The sequence below is a fragment of the Actinomyces faecalis genome (assembly GCF_013184985.2).
GTDB lineage: Bacteria > Actinomycetota > Actinomycetes > Actinomycetales > Actinomycetaceae > Actinomyces > Actinomyces faecalis.
Genome location: NZ_CP063418.1, coordinates 2,578,174 through 2,599,292 on the forward strand (window position 1 = coordinate 2,578,174; position 21,119 = coordinate 2,599,292).

The 21,119-nt window shown below is 70.6% G+C and carries 22 protein-coding genes, 1 tRNA gene and 1 other RNA gene; 13 read left to right on the forward strand and 11 right to left on the reverse strand.

Annotated features, from left to right (window positions below; genetic code table 11):
- The first annotated feature begins 170 nt into the window (after nt 1-170).
- The 7 genes from HRL51_RS11045 to HRL51_RS11075 all read left to right on the forward strand — a co-directional run bounded on the left by HRL51_RS11045 (nt 171) and on the right by HRL51_RS11075 (nt 8,230).
- Nucleotides 171-1,439, forward strand: a complete 1,269-nt coding sequence (locus tag HRL51_RS11045; protein WP_172191826.1) for a uroporphyrinogen decarboxylase — start codon at nt 171-173, stop codon at nt 1,437-1,439.
- On the forward strand, nt 1,436-3,061 hold the full coding sequence (locus HRL51_RS11050) for a protoporphyrinogen/coproporphyrinogen oxidase (protein ID WP_172191827.1): 1,626 nt from the start codon (nt 1,436-1,438) through the stop codon (nt 3,059-3,061). The genes HRL51_RS11045 and HRL51_RS11050 overlap by 4 nt, the downstream gene beginning before the upstream one ends.
- The gene (gene hemC / locus HRL51_RS11055) at nt 3,058-4,254 is read left to right on the forward strand and encodes a hydroxymethylbilane synthase (protein ID WP_172191828.1); all 1,197 of its coding nucleotides are present in this window, start codon (nt 3,058-3,060) and stop codon (nt 4,252-4,254) included. The genes HRL51_RS11050 and hemC overlap by 4 nt, the downstream gene beginning before the upstream one ends.
- Complete coding sequence (locus HRL51_RS11060; RefSeq protein ID WP_172191829.1) at nt 4,251-5,192, forward strand: uroporphyrinogen-III synthase; 942 nt, start codon at nt 4,251-4,253, stop codon at nt 5,190-5,192. The genes hemC and HRL51_RS11060 overlap by 4 nt, the downstream gene beginning before the upstream one ends.
- A 76-nt stretch (nt 5,193-5,268) precedes the next feature.
- Nucleotides 5,269-6,324: a porphobilinogen synthase gene (gene hemB / locus HRL51_RS11065; protein WP_172191830.1), complete on the forward strand. Its 1,056-nt coding sequence runs from the start codon at nt 5,269-5,271 to the stop codon at nt 6,322-6,324.
- A 95-nt stretch (nt 6,325-6,419) separates the two neighbouring features.
- The gene (gene hemL, locus HRL51_RS11070; protein WP_172191831.1) at nt 6,420-7,889 is read left to right on the forward strand and encodes a glutamate-1-semialdehyde 2,1-aminomutase; all 1,470 of its coding nucleotides are present in this window, start codon (nt 6,420-6,422) and stop codon (nt 7,887-7,889) included.
- A gap of 89 nt (nt 7,890-7,978) precedes the next feature.
- Nucleotides 7,979-8,230 (forward strand): PspC domain-containing protein, encoded by a 252-nt coding sequence (locus HRL51_RS11075; RefSeq protein ID WP_172191832.1) that lies wholly within the window; start codon nt 7,979-7,981, stop codon nt 8,228-8,230.
- Here HRL51_RS11075 and HRL51_RS11910 read toward each other — a convergent pair.
- The 5 genes from HRL51_RS11910 to HRL51_RS11095 all read right to left on the reverse strand — a co-directional run bounded on the left by HRL51_RS11910 (nt 8,227) and on the right by HRL51_RS11095 (nt 12,226).
- Nucleotides 8,227-8,361, reverse strand: coding sequence for a hypothetical protein (locus tag HRL51_RS11910; protein ID WP_280528698.1), 135 nt, complete (start codon nt 8,359-8,361; stop codon nt 8,227-8,229). The genes HRL51_RS11075 and HRL51_RS11910 overlap by 4 nt on opposite strands.
- 40 nt (nt 8,362-8,401) lie before the next feature.
- Nucleotides 8,402-8,890 (reverse strand): Dps family protein, encoded by a 489-nt coding sequence (locus HRL51_RS11080; protein ID WP_172191833.1) that lies wholly within the window; start codon nt 8,888-8,890, stop codon nt 8,402-8,404.
- Between the two features lie 90 nt (nt 8,891-8,980).
- Entirely contained in the window at nt 8,981-9,349 is a 369-nt protein-coding gene (gene trxA, locus HRL51_RS11085; RefSeq protein WP_172119150.1) for a thioredoxin, read from the reverse strand.
- Between the two features lie 237 nt (nt 9,350-9,586).
- Nucleotides 9,587-10,696 (reverse strand): aspartate-semialdehyde dehydrogenase, encoded by a 1,110-nt coding sequence (locus tag HRL51_RS11090; RefSeq protein WP_172119149.1) that lies wholly within the window; start codon nt 10,694-10,696, stop codon nt 9,587-9,589.
- A gap of 9 nt (nt 10,697-10,705) precedes the next feature.
- Nucleotides 10,706-12,226, reverse strand: a complete 1,521-nt coding sequence (locus HRL51_RS11095; RefSeq protein WP_172191834.1) for an aspartate kinase — start codon at nt 12,224-12,226, stop codon at nt 10,706-10,708.
- 407 nt (nt 12,227-12,633) lie between these two features.
- Here HRL51_RS11095 and HRL51_RS11100 point away from each other — a divergent pair, with 407 nt between their 5' ends.
- Nucleotides 12,634-13,323, forward strand: coding sequence for an ATP-binding cassette domain-containing protein (locus tag HRL51_RS11100; RefSeq protein ID WP_172191835.1), 690 nt, complete (start codon nt 12,634-12,636; stop codon nt 13,321-13,323).
- A 21-nt stretch (nt 13,324-13,344) separates the two neighbouring features.
- Here HRL51_RS11100 and recR read toward each other — a convergent pair whose 3' ends face one another.
- From recR to ffs, 3 genes are all read right to left on the reverse strand, one after another.
- Complete coding sequence (recR, locus tag HRL51_RS11105; protein WP_172119147.1) at nt 13,345-13,950, reverse strand: recombination mediator RecR; 606 nt, start codon at nt 13,948-13,950, stop codon at nt 13,345-13,347.
- A gap of 2 nt (nt 13,951-13,952) precedes the next feature.
- Nucleotides 13,953-16,817, reverse strand: coding sequence for a DNA polymerase III subunit gamma and tau (locus tag HRL51_RS11110; RefSeq protein ID WP_172191836.1), 2,865 nt, complete (start codon nt 16,815-16,817; stop codon nt 13,953-13,955).
- A 67-nt stretch (nt 16,818-16,884) separates the two neighbouring features.
- Nucleotides 16,885-16,979, reverse strand: an RNA gene (ffs, locus tag HRL51_RS11115) — signal recognition particle sRNA small type.
- Nucleotides 16,980-17,162: 183 nt separating this feature from the next.
- On the opposite strand from ffs, the gene HRL51_RS11120 reads away from it, so the two are divergent.
- Nucleotides 17,163-17,250 (forward strand) — tRNA-Ser (locus HRL51_RS11120).
- 99 nt (nt 17,251-17,349) lie between these two features.
- Nucleotides 17,350-17,619, forward strand: a complete 270-nt coding sequence (locus HRL51_RS11955; protein ID WP_342355648.1) for a GIY-YIG nuclease family protein — start codon at nt 17,350-17,352, stop codon at nt 17,617-17,619.
- 147 nt (nt 17,620-17,766) lie between these two features.
- Here the strand turns inward: HRL51_RS11955 and HRL51_RS11130 are convergent, their stop codons facing one another.
- From HRL51_RS11130 to HRL51_RS11140, 3 genes are read right to left on the reverse strand one after another with little or no spacing between them, the layout of a single operon-like run.
- Nucleotides 17,767-18,171: a Fic family protein gene (locus tag HRL51_RS11130; RefSeq protein ID WP_172191837.1), complete on the reverse strand. Its 405-nt coding sequence runs from the start codon at nt 18,169-18,171 to the stop codon at nt 17,767-17,769.
- A complete protein-coding gene (locus HRL51_RS11135) occupies nt 18,168-18,740 on the reverse strand; it encodes a Panacea domain-containing protein (protein ID WP_194256526.1) in 573 nt (190 codons plus the stop codon). The genes HRL51_RS11130 and HRL51_RS11135 overlap by 4 nt, the downstream gene beginning before the upstream one ends.
- 54 nt (nt 18,741-18,794) lie before the next feature.
- A complete protein-coding gene (locus HRL51_RS11140; RefSeq protein WP_172119140.1) occupies nt 18,795-19,133 on the reverse strand; it encodes a site-specific integrase in 339 nt (112 codons plus the stop codon).
- Nucleotides 19,134-19,316: 183 nt separating this feature from the next.
- On the opposite strand from HRL51_RS11140, the gene HRL51_RS11145 reads away from it, so the two are divergent.
- The 3 genes from HRL51_RS11145 to HRL51_RS11155 all read left to right on the forward strand — a co-directional run bounded on the left by HRL51_RS11145 (nt 19,317) and on the right by HRL51_RS11155 (nt 21,081).
- A complete protein-coding gene (locus tag HRL51_RS11145; protein WP_172119139.1) occupies nt 19,317-19,931 on the forward strand; it encodes a septum formation family protein in 615 nt (204 codons plus the stop codon).
- 109 nt (nt 19,932-20,040) lie between these two features.
- Entirely contained in the window at nt 20,041-20,379 is a 339-nt protein-coding gene (locus HRL51_RS11150) for a type II toxin-antitoxin system VapB family antitoxin (protein ID WP_172119138.1), read from the forward strand.
- Between the two features lie 66 nt (nt 20,380-20,445).
- A complete protein-coding gene (locus HRL51_RS11155) occupies nt 20,446-21,081 on the forward strand; it encodes a LytR C-terminal domain-containing protein (protein ID WP_328704953.1) in 636 nt (211 codons plus the stop codon).
- The last annotated feature ends 38 nt before the right edge of the window (nt 21,082-21,119 follow it).

The following is a 21,119-nucleotide window of genomic DNA, read 5'->3' on the forward strand; positions in this document are numbered from 1 at the left end:
GACAAGGCGTCACTATCCGATGCGAACACATTGTCATGACCGTACCTTTTAGCGCACTACCAGTATTTTTTCTCGCTCTTCCGACCTCATCTGCGTAGATTGGGCACGACGATGGTTTTCCTTCCGGAATATCACGCGACGTCACCTTCCGCCGCCTTAAGGACTATTCCGTGACTACCCCCGCACACAATTCTTTCGACCGGTCCTCCGGTCCTGCTCCCGCGCTCCTGGAGGCGCTGAGGGGCCACCGCCCGCCGCGCACACCGGTGTGGTTCATGCGCCAGGCAGGCCGCTCGCTGCCCGAGTACCGCGCGATGCGCGCCGAGGTCGGCCTGGAGATGCTCGAGGTCTGCCTACGCCCGGAGCTGGCGGCAGAGGCGACTCTGCAGCCGGTACGCCGTCACGGCGTAGACGCCGCGGTCTTCTTCTCCGACATCATGGTGCCGCTGCGCCTGGCTGGAGTCGGGGTACGGATCGAGCCAGGCGTGGGTCCCGTCATCGACCGGCCTGTCCGCACGCACCAGGACGTGGACGAGCTCGTCTCCCACCGCTACGGCGAGGACGGGTACGCCGCCGGGGTGGAGGCGGTGTCCCAGGGCGTACGCGCCGTCGTCGCCGAGCTGGGCACGCCTGAGCGCCCAGGCAGTGACTGCGTCCTCAGCCCTCGCGGCCGCCAGCTGGGCGAGCGAGAGCTGGCAGGGCTGGCCCAGTCCCGCGGCGAGCACGGCTGGACCCCGGTCATCGGCTTCGGCGGGGCTCCCTTCACCCTCGCCGCCTACCTCGTGGAGGGACGTCCCTCTCGCGACCACCTGGCGGCCCGCACGCTCATGCACGCTGACCCCGAGGCCTGGCACGCTCTCATGACCTGGTGCGCCGAGGTCAGCGGCCAGTTCATCGCGACCCAGGTCGAGGCCGGCGCCTCAGCCGCTCAGCTCTTCGACTCCTGGGCAGGATCCCTGGCGCCCGCGGACTACCGTCGCGCGGTCGCCCCCTACTCGGCGCAGGCTCTGGAGCACGCCCGTCAGGCCGTCTCCTCCACCACCGGCGCCAGCGTGCCGCTCATCCACTTCGGCACCGGCACCGCACGGATCCTGGCTGACATGCGCCAGGCGGGCGCTGACGCCGTCGGCGTGGACGACCGCACGGACCTGGGCGAGGCGATCGAGGACCTCAGTACCTCCCCGGACGGCCCCTGCCCGGTCCAGGGCAGTCTCGACCCGGCCCTGCTGGCTGCTCCCGCCCCGGTCCTGGCCGCCGCAGTCGACCGCTGCCTGGCGCTCGGACGCCGGGCGCCCGGTCACGTGGTCAACCTCGGTCACGGCGTGCCCGCGAGCACTGACCCGGCGGTACTCACCACCGTCGTCGCCCAGGTGCACGCGGACCGTCAGTGGGCTGAGGTCGCTGCCCTCTCCTGGCAGGGGCCGGAGGTCCAGGCATGACCCCGCAGGTACGGGACGCCGTCGTCGTGGGCGGCGGCATCGCCGGACTCTCTGCCGCCTGGCAGCTGTGCCAGGCCGGCCTGCGCCCGCTGCTCGTAGAGGCGCGCGGCTACACCGGCGGGCTCGTGGCTGCCGCCGAGGTCGGCGGGGCCAGGACGGACCTGGGCGCCGAGGGCTTCGTCATGCGAGGTCAGGCCGTCACGGAGATGGTCGACGCCCTCGGCCTCACGGTCACCGGCCCGTCGGGCGGCGGGGCCAGCCTCTTCCTTCCCCCGCTCGACGACGAGCCCTCCTCGGCAGGATGGGCGCGGCACCCCTTCCTCAAGGACTCCTTCCTCGGTATCCCGGCCCACCCTCTGGCTGAGGACGCCGTCGCCGTGCTGGGGCAGGCCGGTGCCGAGCGCGCCGCGGCCGACGCCACGCTGCCCGGCACGGTCGGTACCCAGCCAGGGGACCCGGCCGACCTCGCCTCCTTCGTACGCGCCCGCATGGGCCAGACGGTCCTCGACCGCCTCGTGCGCCCCATCGTGGCCGGCATCCACACCTCGGACCCCACCGACCTGGCCGCGGACACCGTGGCTCCCGGCCTGCGCGAGGCCACGGCCAGGCTCGGCAGCCTGCAGGCCGCCGTCACCGAGCTGATCGAGCATCGTCGTGCCCGACGCCGGGCCGGGCAGGCCGCGGACGTGACGACCCACGGCGGCCTGACGGCCCTGACCGACGCACTGCGTGAGGCCGTCACCGCGGCCGGCGGACAGGTGCTCACCCGTACCGGCGCCCAGAGCCTGCGGCCGGCTCCCGACGCCCCCGGTTCCTGGGACCTGGAGGTCGCACCGACCGTACGTGGGGCGACGCCGTCGTCCGAGCCCGTCCCGACCGGGCCGAGCGAGCTCGTACGCACCAGCCGGCTCGTGCTGGCCTGCTCCGCCGGAGCCGCCCAGCGGCTCCTGGCAGGCGCCGGTACCGACGCCACGATCGAGGTGCCCGTGGGCTCCCCGATCGCGCGGGTCATGCTTGTGGTGCGCAGTGAGGAGCTTGACGCCGCCCCGGTCGGCTCCGGGCTGCTGGTGGCGCCAGTAGCCCCCGGGCAGGAGGCCGCCTCCTGCCCCGTGAGCGCCAAGGCCCTGTCGCATCTGAGTGTCAAATGGCCCTGGATCGGTGAGCAGCTGGCAGGGGTTCATGGCCCTCATGTCCACGCCCTGCGGCTGTCCTATGGCCGCCCCGGCGAGCCGCGCCCCGAGATCAGCCTGGACCAGGCGCTGGAGGACGTCACGGTGCTCACCGGCCTGACCTCGCTGCTACGGCGTGAGGACGTCATCGCCCACACGACCGTGCGCTGGGACGGGACCCTGCCTCCAGTCACCCCCGCCTACCGAGAGCGCACCGCCCGGCTTGTCGACGACGTCGCCACCCTGCCCGGCCTGGCCGTCACCGGGGCCTGGGTGGCGGGAACCGGGATCGCGACCGTGGTCGAGCACGCCCGCACGCAGGCCGCTCGCCTGTCCGCCTCGCTCCAGCCGGCGCCTGCGCAGTCCGGCCTCGCCTACCCGGCAGCGGGTAACGTCGCTCTGGCCGGTGCCGACGCACCGACGTCCCTCACCCCGGAGCAGGAGCAGGCATGAGCACCGTCCGACTAGGCACCCGCGGATCGGCCCTGGCGCTGACCCAGTCGGGCCTCGTGGCCCGGATGCTGGAGCAGGCTGCGGCCCTTGCCGGGCAGGAGCTCCACGTCGAGCTCGTCCCCGTGCGCACGCGCGGCGACGTCGACCCCACGGCGCTGTCCCAGCTCGGCGGGGTCGGGGTCTTCGCCACGGCGCTGCGTGAGGCGCTCCTGGCCGGCGAGTGCGACCTGGCCGTCCACTCCTACAAGGACCTGCCCACCGCGACGGTGCCGGGCCTGCGGATCTCCGCCGTCCCACCGCGTGAGGACCCACGTGACGTGCTGTGCACGGTGGCCGGCACCGGACTCGCCCACCTGCCCGACGGCGCTCGCGTGGGTACCGGCTCCCCCCGGCGCGCCGCCCAGCTGCTCGCCCAGCGCCCGGACCTGGAGATCGTGCCGATCCGCGGCAACGTCCCCACGCGGCTGGCGCGCGTGGTGGGATCGGTCGTCAACGCCGACGGCCCCATGGGGGCCACCACTGAGCCGGACCTGGACGCCGTCGTCCTCGCCCTGTCCGGGATGAGGCGGCTGGGCCTGGAGGACTACGCCAGCCAGCCGCTGGCCGCACGCTGCGGCGCCCGCTCCCAGGCCGAGGCGCAGGACCTCCCCGAGGAGGGCTCGCCTACCGGTCCTGAGCCGTGGATGCTTCCCGCAGCGGCCCAGGGCGCACTGGCCGTCGAGACGCGAGACCGTGTCTCCTCCGAGCTGCCCGTCCTGGCGGTGGCGCTCGCCCTGGTTGACGACCCGGCGACCCGTGCCTGCGCTGACGCCGAACGCTCCCTCATGCGCGAGCTCGCTGCGGGCTGCGCCGCACCTGTGGGGGCACTGGCCCGGCCCCTCGACGCGGCCGACGAGGCTGTCGCGGACCGTGACCTGCCGACCGAGCCCGGCACGGCCTGGGCGCCCGGTCACGACCAGGCGCCCGCCATCTGCCTGGAGGCCGTCGCGGCCTCGCTCGACGGCACCCGGCTGCGCCGTGCGAGCGCCACCGGGCGACTGGAGGAGGCCGAGGACCTGGGCCGTCGCGTCGCCGAGCGGCTCCTGGCGGACGGCGCCGCCCAGATCACTGACCTGCAGGCCTCCAAGGGCCGTCCCGGGGCAGGCAGCACCGGCCCGCACGCTGCCGCCGTCAAGGACTCCAGGACGCCATGACCACCACGGCCACCACCTCATCTAGCGGGAGCCCGGCTGACAGCGTGCACCAGGCGCTGGCCGGCCGTCGCGTGCTCCTCGGCCGCTCACGCACCGACGATCCCTTCGCCAGGGTCCTGCGCGAGGCCGGAGCCGAGGTCGACGCCCTGGCCCTGACGGTGACGAGCCCGGGCAAGCCTGAGGAGGTTGAACGGGCTCGCACGCTCATCAGCTCCGGCTGGCCGGAGTGGGTCGTGGTCACCAGCGCCCAGACCCTTGAGGTCCTTGACCTCTCCCGGCTCGGAGCCTCAGGGGAGGCTGGTGACGGTGCCGTGCGTGGCGACAGGCAGGACAGCGTCTCGACCCGCCTCTCCGAGGACGGCTGCCTGCTCCTGCCACCTACCCGCCTGGCCGCCGTCGGGCCTCGCACCGCCCGTGCCCTGGCGGCCGTCACCGGCCGGCAGCCGGACGTCGTCGGAGGCTCTGACGCCGAGGCGCTGGCCCAGGCCCTGGAGGACGCCGGGGTGGGACCCGGCACGCGGGTCCTGCTGCCGCAGTCAGCCATCGCCCGCCCGGTCCTGGCCGAGCGGCTGGAGGGGCTGGGCGCGCAGGTCCAGCGTGCCGCTGTCTACACCACCCTCACCGCTCCTGCCTCCTCCCTGCCCCCGACCTTCGCCAAGAGCTGGCGCTGCGGCCTCTGGGACGCCGTCCTCCTGACCTCGGGCTCCGCGGTCCGGGCCCTGATCGAGCTGTCAGGACCTGCCCCCACCGGCACCGCCGTCGTCACCCTCGGCCGCCCCAGCCAGCTGGCCGCGCAGGCGGCAGGGCTACAGGTCGCGGCAGTCGCCCCGACCCCGACGGCTGACGGCGTTCTCAGGGCCGTCAGCCAGGCGCTGGACCGGCAGGCCCGGCAGGTCGCCGCGCCCTCGTCCCACGAGGCGGGAGCCCCACCGCCCTGAGCCGGCACCTCCGTCCAGGCCCGTCCACTGCCCACCGCCCCTGAGCCGACCCTCCTCTGACAGACGAAGGACCCTCATGACCGACTACTCCACCTCTCCCGCCGCCACCTTCCTCTCCTCCCGGGGCGTCCCGGCCCCCCAGGCGCCCACCGTGCGCCCGCGGCGGCTACGCACCACGCCCGCCATGCGCGGGCTCGTGACCGAGACACGCGTGAGCCCGGCCCAGCTCGTCTACCCCGCCTTCGTGCGTGAGGGGATCAGCGAGCCTCGCGAGATCGCTGCGATGCCGGGGCAGTACCAGCACACTCTGGACTCCCTTCGTCGCGAGGCCGTGGCGCTGGTGGAGGCCGGCGTCGGCTCGATCGACCTGTTCGGCGTGCCCGAGGCACGCGACGCCGCCGGGACCCAGGCGTGGGCCGAGGAGGGCATCCTCAACCGTGGGATCGCCGCTGTGCGTGAGGAGGTGGGAGACGCCCTCGTCGTGTGCGCGGATACCTGCCTGGACGAGTTCACCGAGCACGGGCACTGCGGCCTCGTACGCGGCGAGGAGTCGGGGCGTCGCGCCGGCGAGGTGGACAACGACGCCACCCTCGCCCTCTACCAGGCCATGGCGGTCTCCCAGGCCGAGGCCGGCGCCCACATGGTCTCGCCCTCGGGCATGATGGACGGCCAGATCGCTGCGATCCGCCAGGCCCTGGACGCCACCGGGCACGACGACGTCGCCGTCATGGCCTACTCCGCCAAGTACGCCTCGGCCTACTTCGGTCCCTTCCGTGAGGCCGTGGGCTCCACGCTCACGGGCGACCGGCGTACCTACCAGCAGGACCCGGCCAACCGCCGCGAAGGGCTTCGCGAGGCGATGCTGGACATCGCCGAGGGCGCCGATATCGTCATGGTCAAGCCCGCTGGCCCCTACCTCGACGTCCTGGCCGACGTCGCCGCCGCCTCACCGGTACCGGTCGCCGCCTACCAGGTCTCGGGCGAGTACGCGATGGTGGAGGCTGCAGCCGCTCAGGGCTGGATCGACCGCGAGCGTGTCATCATGGAGTCGGTCACCGGCATCGTGCGCGCCGGGGCCGGTACCGTGCTGACCTACTGGGCCCGCGAGGTCGCCCGGCTGCTGGCCCGCTGACCCTCCCCCCTGACGGCGCGCCGAGCAGACAGCGTGAGCACCGCCGTCGTCCCTCATCCCACTCGCTCCTGACCACCTGACGGAAGGTCCTGATCATGACCACCAACCAGCAGCTCTTCGACGACGCCCGCGCCCTCATCCCCGGCGGCGTGGACTCCCCCGTGCGCGCCTTCGGGTCCGTGGGCGGGGCACCGGTCTTCATCGACCACGCGGCCGGGGCACGGGTCACCAGCGCCGAGGGACGCGAGTACGTCGACCTCGTGGGCTCGTGGGGGCCGGCGCTGCTGGGGCACTCCCACCCGGCCGTCGTGGCCGCGGTGCAGGAGGCCGCAGCCAAGGGACTGTCCTTCGGGGCCCCCACCGAGACCGAGACGCTGCTGGCGCGCGAGGTGCGGCGCCGGGTGCCGGCAGCCGAGCGCGTACGCTTCGTGTCCACCGGTACCGAGGCCACGATGACGGCGATCCGGCTGGCGCGCGGGTTCACCGGACGTGACCTCGTGGTCAAGTTCGCCGGCTGCTACCACGGGCACAGCGACAGCCTGCTCTCAGCCGCTGGCTCCGGTGTGGCCACGGGCGGCCTGCCCGGCAGCGCAGGCGTGCCGGCGTCGATCGCCTCCCAGACGATCGTGCTTCCCTATAACAACGTCGATGCCCTGCGCGAGTGCCTCGCCGCACGAGGGGAGGAGATCGCTGCCGTCATCACCGAGCCGGCGCCCGCGAATATGGGCATCGTCCCGCCTTCCCCTGGCTTCAACGCTGCGATCCGTGAGGTGACCTCGGCCCACGGCGCCCTCATGATCGCCGACGAGGTGCTCTCCGGGTTCCGCGTGGGACCCGCCGGCATGTGGGGCCTAGAGGCCCTGGACGGGTGGGTTGACGCCGGCGCGACCGGGCCGTCGGCGACGCCTGCCTGGCGGGCGTCCGAGGGTGCAGCCGACAGTGCTGAGGCCGGGAGTGTGGCTGTGGTGCCGTCGTCGGCCAGCACGTGGGGCGAGGACTGGCGTGAGCGTGCTGCGTGGGTGCCGGACCTGCTGACCTTCGGCAAGGTCGTGGGCGGCGGGATGCCGCTGGCGGCGGTGGCCGGACGCGCCGAGGTCATGGAGATGCTGGCGCCCCTGGGGCCGGTGTACCAGGCGGGGACGTTGTCCGGGAACCCGTTGGCCACCGCCGCTGGCCTGCTCACGCTCCAGCTGGCCGACGACGCCGTCTACACCACGGTGGCACGCCGTTCCCAGGAGATTGGGGAGGTCATCAGCCAGGCGCTCTGCGCTGAGGGCGTGGCGCACCGGGTGCAGCGCTCCGGGTCGCTGTTCTCCGTGATGTTCGGGGCCGAGGCCGCCGAGCACGGCGTGCGCGACTACGACCAGGCACGTGCCCAGGAGGCTTTCCGCTTCGCGCCCTTCTTCCACGCCTTCCTGGAGGCTGGTGTGGCGCTGCCGCCCAGCGTCTTCGAGGCCTACTTCGTCTCTGCCGCCCACGGCGAGGCTGACCTGGAGCGGATTGCCGAGGCCGCGCCATCAGCCGCCCGGGCCGCGGCTCAGGCCAAGGCGTCTGCTCAGGGCTAGGGGCAGAGCGCCAGGACACCGGCCGGACCAGGGTTGAATCAGGGCAGGCCCTGATACCGACGGCGCGCGGGACCTCCCACACTGGAGCCATGACACAGCAGTACCCATCCTCCTCCACAACCACCGCCCCGACGTTCTCCGAGCGCGTTGAGGGCTGGCGCGCTCACCTCCCGCGTCGTTCACGCCGCCGCCTCATCGGCGGTGTCTGTGGCGGTCTGGCCGAGGAATGGGGTGTGGCTCCCACCCTCGTCCGCCTGGGCACGCTCCTGGCGGCGCTCCTGCCCGGGCCCATGTGGGTCGCCTACGCCGTGGCCTGGGTCCTCATGCCCGACGCCGACTAGACGGTCCCGCCTCCGCGGACGGCCCGGACGCCGGCGTCGCTCGGCTGGGGCACGAGATCGCCCGCCGTGACCTGCTGCGCGAGGTAGCGCGTGAGGCGGGTCAGGCGGGCGACGTCGTCGACTGTGCTCATGCAGTCAGGCTGGGCTCAGGGCCTGCCTGGCCGCTGGGGCTCAGGCCGCGAAGTTCTGCGAGGCGAGGAACCAGGCCTGCTGCTCAAGCTTGAGGGCGATGTCCTCGATGATGCCGGAGGACATCGGGTCGGTCTCGTCGACGACCTTGTGGATCTCACGCAGAGTGGTCACGGTCGCGTTGATGGCGGCCACGGAGTAGTCGACGGCGTCAGAGACGATGACGAGCTCAGCCGGGGCGGCCGGGAGGCTGGAGTCGGCGACGGCGGCCGGGCGACCGTCCGGGACGGTGTTGAGGGTGCGCATGCGCTCGGCGATCTCGTCGGAGGCCTCGCGGGCGATGTCGACGACCTCGTCCAGGTTCAGGTGGATGGAGCGGAAGCCCTGGCCCACCACGTTCCAGTGGACCTGCTTGCCGACGAGGCTGAGAGCGGTGACGTCGGTCAGGGCGCGCTGGAGGGCATCGCGCAGCTCGGGGGTCGCGGTGAAGGTGGGCAGGACAGCGGGGGCAGTGACGTTCTTGGTGCTCATGGACTCCACTTTACATCAAAGACGATTAAAAGTACAGATTTTGATAACCGGCCCCTAGAAAATAGGGGTGGCGCTCATCCTCAGACCGACTCAGCCCTCAGCCTGCTGGGCGGCGATCTTGGCCTTGACGTCCTCCATGTCCAGCTCTCGAACCTGGGTGATAAGGGCGTCCAGCGCCTTGGCGGGCAGGGCGCCGGCCTCGCGGTAGACGAGGACGTCATCACGGAAGACCATGAGGGTCGGGATCGAGGAGATGCCGAGCGCGGCCGCAAGACCCTGCTCCGCCTCGGTGTCCACCTTGGCGAAGGTCAGGTCCGGGTTCGCCTCAGAGGCCTTCTCGAAGACGGGGCCGAACTGGCGGCACGGACCGCACCAGGAGGCCCAGAAGTCGACCAGGGTGATTCCCTCGCCGCGGACGGTCTCGTTGAACTGCTCGCCGGTGATGTTGATCGTGGCCACGGTGGCTCCTTCGTGCTGGTGGGCGACGCGGTGCGCGACGCCTGGCAGTTGCCTGCACCGGCGCTAACGGATAGAACTGCCTATCTATTCCGCCTCGCCGATCACCTGCACCAGATACCCGGTGCTCGGTTGGTGCACCCTGGCCCTGGCACTCGTGGTGCCCGCACTCATCAGCCTGCGCTGGTACCCCCGAGCCGTCGGGCTCCGGGCGCCCCGCCCGTTCGTCGTTGTCCGCCGTCAGGCTCGAGCCTCACGCAGCTCAGCAGCCACCAGCTCGGCGATCTGGACGGCGTTGAGGGCCGCCCCCTTGCGCAGGTTGTCCCCGACGGCGAAGAGCGAGATACCGTGCCCCTCGTCCCAGGCCTGGTCCGCGCGCACACGACCCACGAAGGTGCCGTCTCGGCCCGTACCCTTGAGAGGGCTGGGCACGTCCTCGTACGTGACGCCGGGCGCCTGGCGCAGCAGCTCGATGGCGCGCTCGGCGCTGATCTCGCGCTCGAACTCGGCTGAGACGCTCACGCCGTGGCCGGAGAAGACCGGGATGCGCACGCAGGTACCGGAGACCTTCAGGTCGGGGACACCGAGGATCTTGCGCGACTCGTTGCGCAGCTTCTGCTCCTCGTCAGTCTCGCGGGAGCCGTCACCGGCGTCGTTGCCCGCCCAGGCGACGGCGTTGAAGGCGATGGTGTCCACGTAGACGCCCGGCTCCGGGAAGGTCACGGCCCGCCCGTCCAGCGCAAGGCCCTCCAGGTCAGCTCCCTGCTCGACGACGGTGCGCACCTGCCCGGCCAGCTCGGCCACGCCTGCGCGCCCTGACCCGGACACGGCCTGGTAGGTCGAGGCGACGAGTCGCTTGAGTCCTGCCTCGTCATGAAGGACCTTGAGGGCCGGCATGATCGCCATGGTCGTGCAGTTGGGGTTGGCGATGACGCCCTTGGGCCGCACGCGCACGGCCTCCGGGTTGACCTCAGAGACGACGAGAGGGACCTGCGGGTCCTTGCGCCAGGCCGAGGAGTTGTCGACGACGACGGCGCCCGCCGCGGCGAACCTCGGGGCGTGCTCCTTGGAGGCGGCACCTCCGGCGGAGAAGATAGCGACGTCGACACCAGCCAGGTCCGCCGTCGCGACGTCCTCGACCTCGACCCGGGCACCACGGAACTCCACGACCTGCCCAGCCGAACGGGCCGAGGAGAAGAAACGGACCGAGCGGGCCGGGAAGTCGCGCTCCTCCAGCATCACGCGCATGACGCGCCCGACCTGGCCGGTGGCACCGACGACGGCGACCACGACGCCGTCGGCCGGGCCGACGTACTCGTTGACGACCTCAGACGCTGTCTGTGAGCTCATGGGACTACCTCACCTTCCGGTTCCGCCGTAGACGACCGCCTCAGCGGTCGAGGCGTCGAGGCCGAAGGCTGAGTGGACTGCGCGCACGGCCTCGTCGAGCACGGAGTCGTCGACCACGACCGAGATACGGATCTCAGAGGTGGAGATCATGTGGATGTTGACCCCGGCCTCGCTCAGGGCGCTGAAGAGCCTGGCCGAGACACCCGGGTGAGAGCGCATGCCGGCGCCCACCAGGGAGAGCTTGCCGATGTCAGGGTTGAAGTGCAGGGACGTGAAGCCGAGCTCTCCCTGCGCCGCCTCCAGTGCCGCGCGGGCGTCAGCGGAGTCGCCGTCGGGGCACGTGAAGGAGATGTTGGTCAGGCCCGTGCCCTCGGCAGAGACGTCCTGGACGATCATGTCGATATTGGCGTCCGTGCCCGCGACGATGGCGAAGATCCGGGCCGCGGCGCCAGGAACGTCCGGCACGCCGACGAGCGTGATCTTGTCCTGACTGCGGTCGTGGGCGATGCCGGAGATGACGGGGGCTTCCACGTTGTCCTCCTTCGCGGACGGGTGGGGACGGGCCTTGGCACGGGCCTGGATGGCATGAGAGTGGGCGGCGCCGACGTTCGAGGCGTCAGGCGCGGGCGTGCCGGCAGGCGCGACGACACGTCCCGACACACCGTCGAGCTGAACGGCCGGCCCCTGGGAGCCACGGCGGGCGGTCTCCTGGGAGGCACGCTCGTGGTCCTCGGTGTCCGCCTCGACCACAGCGTTGAGTCGCTCAGCCACGGCTGGCGGGGTGAAGCCGCCCTCTCGGCGGCCGTCATAGATCCAGGTACCGGTCTTGTCCGAGAAGGACGAGCGCACGTGGATCGGCACACCGAAGCGGCGGGCGTACTCAACAGCACGCAGGTGGAGGATCTTGGCGCCGTTGGCCGCCATCTCCAGGGTCTCCTCACTGGTGAGAGACTCGATGCGCCTGGCGGTGGGCACGATCCGGGGGTCGGCGGTGAACAGTCCGTCGACGTCGGTGTAGATCTCGCACACGTCAGCGTTGAGAGCAGCCGCGAGCGCGACGGCAGTGGTGTCCGACCCACCACGTCCCAGCGTGGTGACGTCCTCGACCTCGTTGATGCCCTGGAAGCCGGCGACGATGGCGACGGCACCCATCTGGATGGTGCGGGCCACGCGCTCGGGCAGCACGCCGACGATCGAGGCCTTGCCGTACCTGGAGTCCGTCAGCACGCCAGCCTGGGCCCCGGTGTAGGCGCGGGCCGGCACTCCCAGCTCGTTGATGGCCATGGCCAGCAGGGCCATCGAGATGCGTTCGCCGGCTGACAGCAGGATGTCCATCTCGCGGGCAGGTGCCTTGGTGGTCAGGGCGTCTGCCATGTCCAGGAGGTCGTCCGTGGTGTCACCCATCGCAGAGACCACGGCGACGACCGTGTTGCCGGCGTTGCGCGTGGCGACGACGCGCCGGGCGACGCGCCGCATCGCCTCGACGTCACTGACCGACGAGCCGCCGTACTTCTGGACGACCAGTGCCATGTGCTGCTCCTGAGGTTCCGTCACCGACAGACCGTGACCGCGCTCAGCAGGCAGCCTCACAGGTCTCGCAGATCGCTCAGTGCGGGCGGCCCACCTCAGCGTGGCTCAGGGGCAGCATACGGCGCGTCCAGGAAGTGGGCAGAGCCAGTTCTTCATATTGAGACTGCCAGGAGCGGCAGCGGAGGCCGCCATCACCCCCTTGGCCTCGCCTGCTACTGCCGGCAGCATGAAGCTGATCTGAGACTGACAGGCCACTGCGGCGCCGTTCATCGCTGAGCCTGCGCACCTGCCTGTCGAGACGTCCGCCTTCCGCTCTCCCCACGTGGCGAGCCTGGTCTCATGACGCCTCGCGCCGTCGCTCCTCGTGACCAGCGCCCGCTGTGGGAGCCCCACAGAAAGCACCTGTCATGCCACGCCACCCTTCTCACGCGCGTCCTCAGGCCCCACCTGGCGGCGCTCCCTCACACACGGCCGCCACCTTCCATGAGCTCACCTTCACCTGGCCCGACGGCGGGACCGCACTATCTGCCGTCAGCGGTACCTTCCCCACCGGCCGCTCCAGCCTCATTGGCCGCAATGGTTCAGGCAAGTCCACCCTCCTGCGTCTGATCGCCGGCGAGCTGGCACCGTCCTCAGGGCGGCTCAGCGCTCAGGGCGAGGTGGCCTACCTGCCCCAGACACTCACACTGAAGACAACCCTGTTGCGTCACCTCCTGTCCGGTGGGCCTGGCGCGCCTGGCCTCCCCCACGGTCGGTTACTCACCCAGCGAGTGGACTACCTCCCCCAGCGTCTGGACAACCTGAAGGAGGTAGCCAGCGCCATGGACAACGTCCGGGCCGTGTCACATGACACTCCGCCGGGCACCATCCGCAACCGGCTGGCACGGTTGCTGCTGGCGGATCCTCCCGCCGAGCTGCTTATCCTGGACGAGCCGACGAACAACCTCGACATCGACAGCGTTGAGCAGCTGGTCCAGGCGCTTACGGCCTATCGCGGTGCGCTGCTCGTCGTCAGCCACAACGAGGTCTTCTTGAGCCAGCTCAGGATCGACACACGCCTGGAACTGGACGAGAACGGGCATCTGGGCCGACAGTAGCCCTGCCAGTGGGTGGAGTGCTCAGCCCTCGACGCGGCGTCGCCCCTCAAAGGCGCGGCCGAGAGTCACCTCGTCGGCATACTCCAAGTCACTTCCCACCGGCAGCCCGGAGGCCAGGCGCGAGACCGGGACCTCCATCGTGCGCAGCATGCGGGTGAGGTAGGCGGCGGTCGCCTCGCCCACGACGTCAGGGTCGGTGGCGATGATGACCTCCTCGACCTCCCCGCCCAGCCGCGCCAGGAGCTCGCGCACGCGCAGGTCGTCCGGGCCCACGCCGTTGATCGGGTCGATCGCGCCGCCGAGCACGTGGTAGAGGCCGCGGTACTCCCGTGTGCGCTCGATAGCGACGACGTCCTTGGGCTCCTCGACCACGCAGATGACCCTCTGGTCCCGGCGTGGGTCACGACAGATGGCACACTGCTCGGACTCCGCGATGTTGCCGCAGGTCTCGCAGAAGCGCACACGGGCCTTGACCGCCCGAAGCGCCTCGATGAGGCGCTCGACGCTGGAGGAGTCCGCGGACAGGACGTGAAAGGCCAGACGCTGGGCGGACTTCGGGCCGATGCCCGGCAGCTGACCGAACTCGTCGATGAGGTCCTGGACCGCGCCCTCGTAGACCGCTGGCATCTTCAGTACTCCTCCGGGTTCACGATGATCTCCTCCAGGACGGTGGCTCCGAGCAGACGCTTGACCACCTCCAGGCCGACGACGCCGGCCTCCTCCGCGTCCTCGTCGTCCTCACTGGGGACGTCGTCCTCCAGGGACACGGTGCGTAGCTCGGCAGCCCCCGGAGGGGGAGCCTCGCCGCGGGCTGCCGCCCGTGCTGCCGCCATCGCCGCAGAGACCGAGGCTGACGACGCGCGCGAGGACCGCGCCCACGCGTCCCCAGGTCCGTCCGGGTCTCCTGGCTCCTCAGGGAGCGGGACCCCGTCGGAGAAGGTCGGCGGGGCAGGCTGTGTGGACGCCTCCGCCCGAGCAGGCTCCGGCGTCATCGCCGCTGAGCCACCCGGCCCGTGCGACGACGATGCCCCGCCGGGAGTCTTCGGCAGGGCGTGGAGGCGGTGGACGGTCGCGAGGTGAGGCTCCTCCTGTGAGCCCTCACCAGGCGGGGTGGGCTCGGACGGGCGCCCCAGGGTGGGACCGTCGGCATCAGCAGGTGAGACGGTTGTCGGGGCTGAGGAGCCACCCTCCGAGGAATCGTCCAGGCGACCGCTCACTGGGGAGCCGGCACCACCCGGGGTGCTCGCACGGTCTGTGTCAGACTCAGAGGAGCTAGGCGGAGTAGCCGGGGTATTCTCTGCGGTCTGCGGTGGATCCCCTGCTGTACCCAGGCCCTCCGGTACAGGCGCGAGAGCGTCAGTACTGCGGCCTGAGGCAGGCTCCTCGCGCGGGAGTACTACCTCGGCAGTCACGCTTCCAGCAGACGCTGTGACGTCCGAGCCGCCTGCCTCGCGAGGGTCCGGGGCAGGCTCAGCCTGCGCCTGACGAGCCCGCCCGATCGGTGCTACCTCGCCCCAGCCAACCGGCTCAGGCTCCGAAGGAGCCGGCAGCGAAGGCTCCGCCTGTGCACTGGGAACCTCGTGGGACGGTGCCGGTAAGGCGACAGCACCGACCCGCCCGCCCGACCCGGAAGGTCCGCGACTCGATGGTCCAGACCCGCCTGCGGGACCGGAGGAGCCTCCTGCCGGCCCGTCACCACCAGTCAGGACCGCCTGAACCTGCACCTGCAGGCCTAGCGCCTGGTGGATCGCCTCAGACAGGACCTGGGCGTGGCCACCGTTCTCAAAGGCGTTCACGAGCCCGGGCGCGGTGAAGAGCACCTGGAAGACTCCTCCCGTCAGGGAGCCTGGCTGGGCGTGCTGCTCCACCAGGGCCCAGGTCGCACGACGGGTGCGCCTGGCTGAGTCCAGGACCTCGCCCCACCGGGTACGGATCATCTCCGCGTCAGCCGCCTCCGGGGCCGAGGACCGACCCTCCGGGGCCGGGGTCGGCTCAGTGGCGACAGCTGCCGCCGCGCTGGCGGCCACCGGCGCGCTCGAGGCTTCAGGCACGCTGGGGCCCTCTGAGGCGGCCAGCGCAGAAGACGCGGGCGAGACGGGGACGGGTGCAGCTTCCGGCGACGGGGCAGCAGGCTGCCTGCGACCGGGTGACTGCACGGACGCCGGTTGCTGCGCGGGCGGGGCGCCGTCGACGCCGATCTCAGAACGACTCTGTGAGGCGTCAGGCTCCTGAGCATGCGCCGTCGCTGCCTGTCGAGCGATCTGCGCCGCAAGGGTGCGCCCCTGACCGGTGGCTGCGCCGTCGTCTGGGGCCGGCCCGTGAGGCGCTGGACGCGCGGAGCCAGCCGGCTGGGACGCACCTCCGCGCGCGACCGGCTGGGCAGCCTGGGTCGGCTGTGCGGGCACGAGCAGACGTGCCATGAGCAGCTCCAGCTGTAGGCGCGGTGAGGTAGCACCCACCATCTGGGTCAGCGCCTGGGCCGTCATGTCCGCGTAGCGGGACAGAGCACCCGATCCCAGGGTGCGGGCCTGGACCTCCATACGCTCCAGCTCGTCAGCAGGCAGGGAGCCGAGCGCCGGCCCAGCCTCAGCCCCGGCCAGGGCGATGACCAGCAGGTCACGCAGGCGCTGGAGGAGGTCCTCCACGAAGCGTCGCGGATCGTGGCCCGACGCGATGACCCGGTCCACGACGCGGAACACACCGGCGCCGTCCGCACCGGCGATCGCGTCCACGCACTGGTCGAGCATGGTGGTGTCCGTGTATCCCAGCAGGGCGACCGCACGCTGGTAGTCCACCTCGCCGTCGACCGCGCCACCGATGAGCTGGTCCATGACGGACAGCGTGTCTCGCACGCTTCCGCCGCCAGCGCGGGTCACCAGCGGGAAGACCCCGGGGCCCACCTGTACGTCCTCGGCCTGGCACAGGTGCGCCAGGTAGCCCTCCAGGACGTCCGGGGGCACCAGTCGGAAGGGATAGTGGTGGGTGCGCGAGCGGATGGTGCCGATGACCTTCTCCGGCTCAGTGGTGGCGAAGATGAACTTCACGTGGGCCGGTGGCTCCTCGACCAGCTTGAGCAGGGCGTTGAATCCCTGCGGGGTCACCATGTGAGCCTCGTCGAGGATGAAGATCTTGAAGCGGTCTCGCGCCGGGGCGAAGGAGGCGCGCTCGCGCAGGTCACGGGCGTCGTCGACACCGTTGTGGCTGGCGGCGTCGATCTCGACCACGTCCAGGCTGCCCGGGCCGCCGGTGGCCAGGTCCCGGCAGGAGGGGCAGACGCCGCACGGGGTGTCCGTGGGGAACTGCTCGCAGTTCAGGCAGCGCGCCAGGATACGCGCCGAGGTGGTCTTGCCGCAGCCGCGAGGGCCGGAGAAGAGGTAGGCGTGCGTGACACGGTCCGCACGCAAGGCCGCCATGAGCGGGGCAGTCACGTGCTCCTGCCCGATGACGTCCTGGAAGGTGTCTGGGCGGTAGCGGCGGTACAGAGCGGTGGTCACGGTCCGACTCTAAACGGGACCACCGACACGATGCGACGCTCTCGGGGACGGAGCACCGCCGTCGGCACGTCAGGACCCCCCGTGCACCCGCCAGAGCCCGCTTACCCTTGCTACCTTCCGGTCCTGGGGGATTCACTGGATGACGCCGCACGAGGGGCCGGGAGACAGTGTACCTGACGCTCGCGGCTACTCGTCCCCAGGTCCGATCCGCTCCACGCAGACGTGAGGCAGACATACGGTCGTGACCGATGCCACCGTCGCGGGCTGGCACCAGCGGGCAGCGTTCCGATATATTCCATTCCCGTTGCACGTACTGTCGCTCCACCGTCAGTACGTGGGACACCTGGAGGATTCGCCTAGTGGCCTATGGCGCACGCTTGGAAAGCGTGTTGGGTGCAAGCCCTCGGGGGTTCGAATCCCCCATCCTCCGCCACCATTTTTCCCCGGAACCGCAACGGTTCCGGGGATCCTTGTTTTCAGCGGTCAACACGTGCGATCAACACCTAGACGCCACTGTCATGACCGACAGCACATGCAGAAGAGGCGCCTCACCACCCATGAGCGGGTGGTGAGGCGCCTCTTCTGCACCTGGTCTGTCGAAGCGGAGCTTCACCGCTACTTCGCTGACAAACGCGTCAACCGCATTAACACCCGAAGAGAGTTCTTCTACGCCACCCCTGCAGAGGTACGAGATGCTCTCGCCAAGATCACCGGAAACCTCCTTGAATTCACGGAGGAACCAAAGGCTGAGCAGTATCGCCTCAGCCTCCAGCTGGCTACCGACGATGCGCAAACCGAATGAGATGCCGCCTACGAGATGACCCCATTTCGTGTCGGTGGTCGCCTCTAGCCTGCCGTGCATGACCCAACCGACCCTGGACGCCCTACTGCGCAAGTGCGCCGAGAAGGGCGTCCGTGTGGGACGCCTGCCAGGGGAGATGGCGGGCTGCTACGACCACTCCCAGTCCACGATCTGGCTACGAGACGGCGCCCCCGAGTGGGTGAGCGTGCCCATGCGGGTCGTCCAGGCTCTCCAGGCCACCCTCGTCCCCTGGGACTCGGGTACGTCCTCGATGGTGAAGCCGGAGCGGTCGAGGAAGTAGATCATGCTCATCCACGCCGTGCGCTTGTTTCCGTCCTGGAAGGCGTGGGCCTGGTTGATGGCGTCGAGGATCATTGCCGCCCGCTGTGTGACCCGCGTGGCAAGGGGAGCGCCGTCGAATGTCTGGAACGCGCGCCCGCAGGCGCCGGCCAGTTTCTCCGGTGAGAGGACAGCGTGGTCGGCGCCGCAGGCGCGCCGGTTGTACCTGATCGCGAAGCCGTGCAGGTCAGCGCCGATGTCGCTCGCGGTCACGAGGCGAGGCGCGCGAGGAGGCCGGCCCAGCGGTTCTCCTCATCCTCCATACGGGCGTCAGAGGCCTCGTCCCATCGGGCCTCCTGGGAGACTGCTGGGACGATGGTCGTCTCGTCCGAGGTGGAGAAGAACCGCATCATGGACTGGTGGGTGATCGGCTCCTTGGAGTCTGCTTCCTTGGGCAGGTCTCCTCTGGCCTGGGTCCACGGACCTGCCTTGTGGGTCAGGCTCATCATGCCGACCGGCCTGTAGCCGCGGTACCGCTCGACCACGGCCCGGATGAGCTCCTTCTGAGGCCCGGTCAGCACGGACTCGTCTGCTTCGTCCACCGCTCCGGTGCTGTGCTTGTCGGAAACGTAGACGGGCACGTAGACGGGGCCGAACCTCCAGGCCTGAGGCTCCTCAGGGAAGAGGGGTCTGCCTGTCTGGACGAGGTAGGAGCCCTGGACGTAGTAGAGGAGCTTCTGGATCTTCATCCTGTCAGCCGCCTCCAGGTCCCGGATGTACCTGGCGGTGGCGAGCAGCTGCTCGGAGCCCTGTCGGGCTGGGGTCACGAACGGATTCTTCATGCTTCCTCCCGTCAGCGGCTCATGGCCGGAGCGCCCATGAGGCTCTGGCTCTGTTCATCCATTACAACACGCTGGGGTTCCCGGGTCACCCCTTTGGTTCCCGTTGTGTCCCAGTCTGGAGAAGACGTTGTGGCGCACGGTGGTGCCGGCAGGGGTGGTGAACAGCGGGTCAGTGCGCTTCCTGCCCTCGGCCAGGTCCGCGAGCGCGGTGGCGACGTCGGGGGCGAGCGCGACGTGCCGGTTGGCTCGGCGTGTCTTGGGCGGGCCGATCTTGAAACCTCCGGGGACCTTCTTCCACGCCTTGTTGACGTGGACGGCGTCGGTGCCGAGATCCGCAACGGTGAGTGCTGTGACCTCGGACCAGCGCAGTCCTGCTGAGGCAAGGAAGGTCACCAGGGGCGGTAGTGCTCGGGGGTGACTGACCGCAGGGCGGCAAACTGCTGCGGGATCAGGAAGATCATCCCCCATCCTCCGCTGGCAGACCCCGCGATCGTCGAGATCCGGGGTTTTTCGCGCGATGGGGCGGATCTCCACCAAGGACGATCCACGCGGCGGCGCCTTTGGCAGGCTTGACCCATGCACACGTCCGCCCGTCTCACGGTCCTGTCTGCCGCCCTGCTGCTCGCCGTCTGCCTCGGTAGCTGCTCTGGAGGCACCGCCTCCACGGGCAGCACCGGCGCTCCCTCGTCCGCCGCGGCCACACCCACGGCCGACGGCGAGACGACGCTCGGCGCCACCACCTCACCAGGCCCCGCACTCACCTCGGTCCAGGACATCCGTAGCGGGGACTGCTTCGTACCGGCACCCGTCGCCAGCAGCCAGCCGTCCGCCGGCCCCGATTCCAGTGCTGAGGGCAGCGCCGCGGCCACCGCAGACGAGGACACCACGCAGTCCAGCCAGGTCGACCTCGTGTCGATCGTGGAGTGCTCACAGCCTCATCGCTTCCAGGTCCTGGACGTCACCGAGATGAGCGGGGAGTCCCTCCCTGAGCCTGACGCGCTGTACCAGCAGGCCCAGGCCTCCTGCGAGTCCGTCGCCGCCCCGTACCTGAGTGACCAGACAGGACAAGCCACCTACCGGGCCCAGTTCCTCGCCCCGACCGCAGACTCGTGGCGAGCCGGGGACCGCAGCCTCGTGTGCCTGCTCACCTCCGCTGACTCCACCGAGCTCACCGGCCCCGCCACGCGCTGACACGTGCTGGCCGGCCCCGCCGTCGGTGCCCCTTCCCGCTGGTCCTGCGCGGTCCGGACAGGCTGTGGGGTCCCACGCGGGTGTCACAGCCGGCCGCTAGCATGACCCCGTGATCTTCAAGGCCGTCCGCGACCGCGCTCCCTACCCTGACCACGGGGTCGAGGCGCAGCGCGACTGGTCCGTCATCGCCCCCAGGCAGATCCGTCTGGACCAGCTCACCACGACACGTGCCACCCTCGACCTACGCACCCTCCTCGACGACGACTCCACCTTCTACGGTGACCTGTTTGCTCACGTCGTGGCCTATCAGGGCGAGCTCTACCTGGAGACCGGGCTGCACCGCGCCCTGCGGGCTGCTCTCCAGGGACGCACGGTCCTGCACGCCCGGGTCCTGGAGCTGGACCACGCGGGCCGCGCTCTCCTGGCCCCGCCGCCTCCGGCCGTCTGAGACTGCCGGCCGCCGACGCCACGAGGCCTCCTGACCGCCACGCACCAGCTCGGTTACTGTTGGCCGGTGAGCACTCCCCCAGACCCGCGCGCTGAGTACCGCCGTCGTCTCCAGCACCGCCAGACGATGGTCATCGGAGGCATCCTGTCCACGATGGTCGTCCTGACTCTCGTGTGTCTGCTGCTGTGGACCGGGATCGTGCCCGCCCCCTACGAGCCCGGCTTCTCCAGCGCCAAGGACGAGGCGACTCCTGTGGCCCAGCCCTGCCCGCCCGCTGACGCTGTGACGGTCGAGGTCACCTCCGTCCCCGTCAACGTCTACAACGGCACGGACACCACCGGCCTAGCCGGTGACGTCACTACAGCCCTGACCGAGTCGGGCCTGACCGTGACGACGACGGCGGACTGGCCCCGCGGCTCCTACGACGGCAACGTCCTCCTGACCACCTCGCAGGCAGGGATCACCAACGCCTACACCCTGGCCCGCGTCTTCACCGGGACCGTCAACGTCACCATTGACGAGACCGCCGACGCCGCCGACCCGGCCGTGAGCGTCGTGCTCGGCTCGGAGTACAAGCAGTCGATCCTCACTACCTCGGAGATCGGTCAGCTCAAGGCCGGCACGCCGATCTCGGCGCCCACCAGCTGCGTCGCCGTCACGAACGCTCCATCCGATCAGGACAGCCCGGCTCCGGCCAGCTGATCGGATCACTCACTGCGGCTCCTTCAACGTCATGGGGG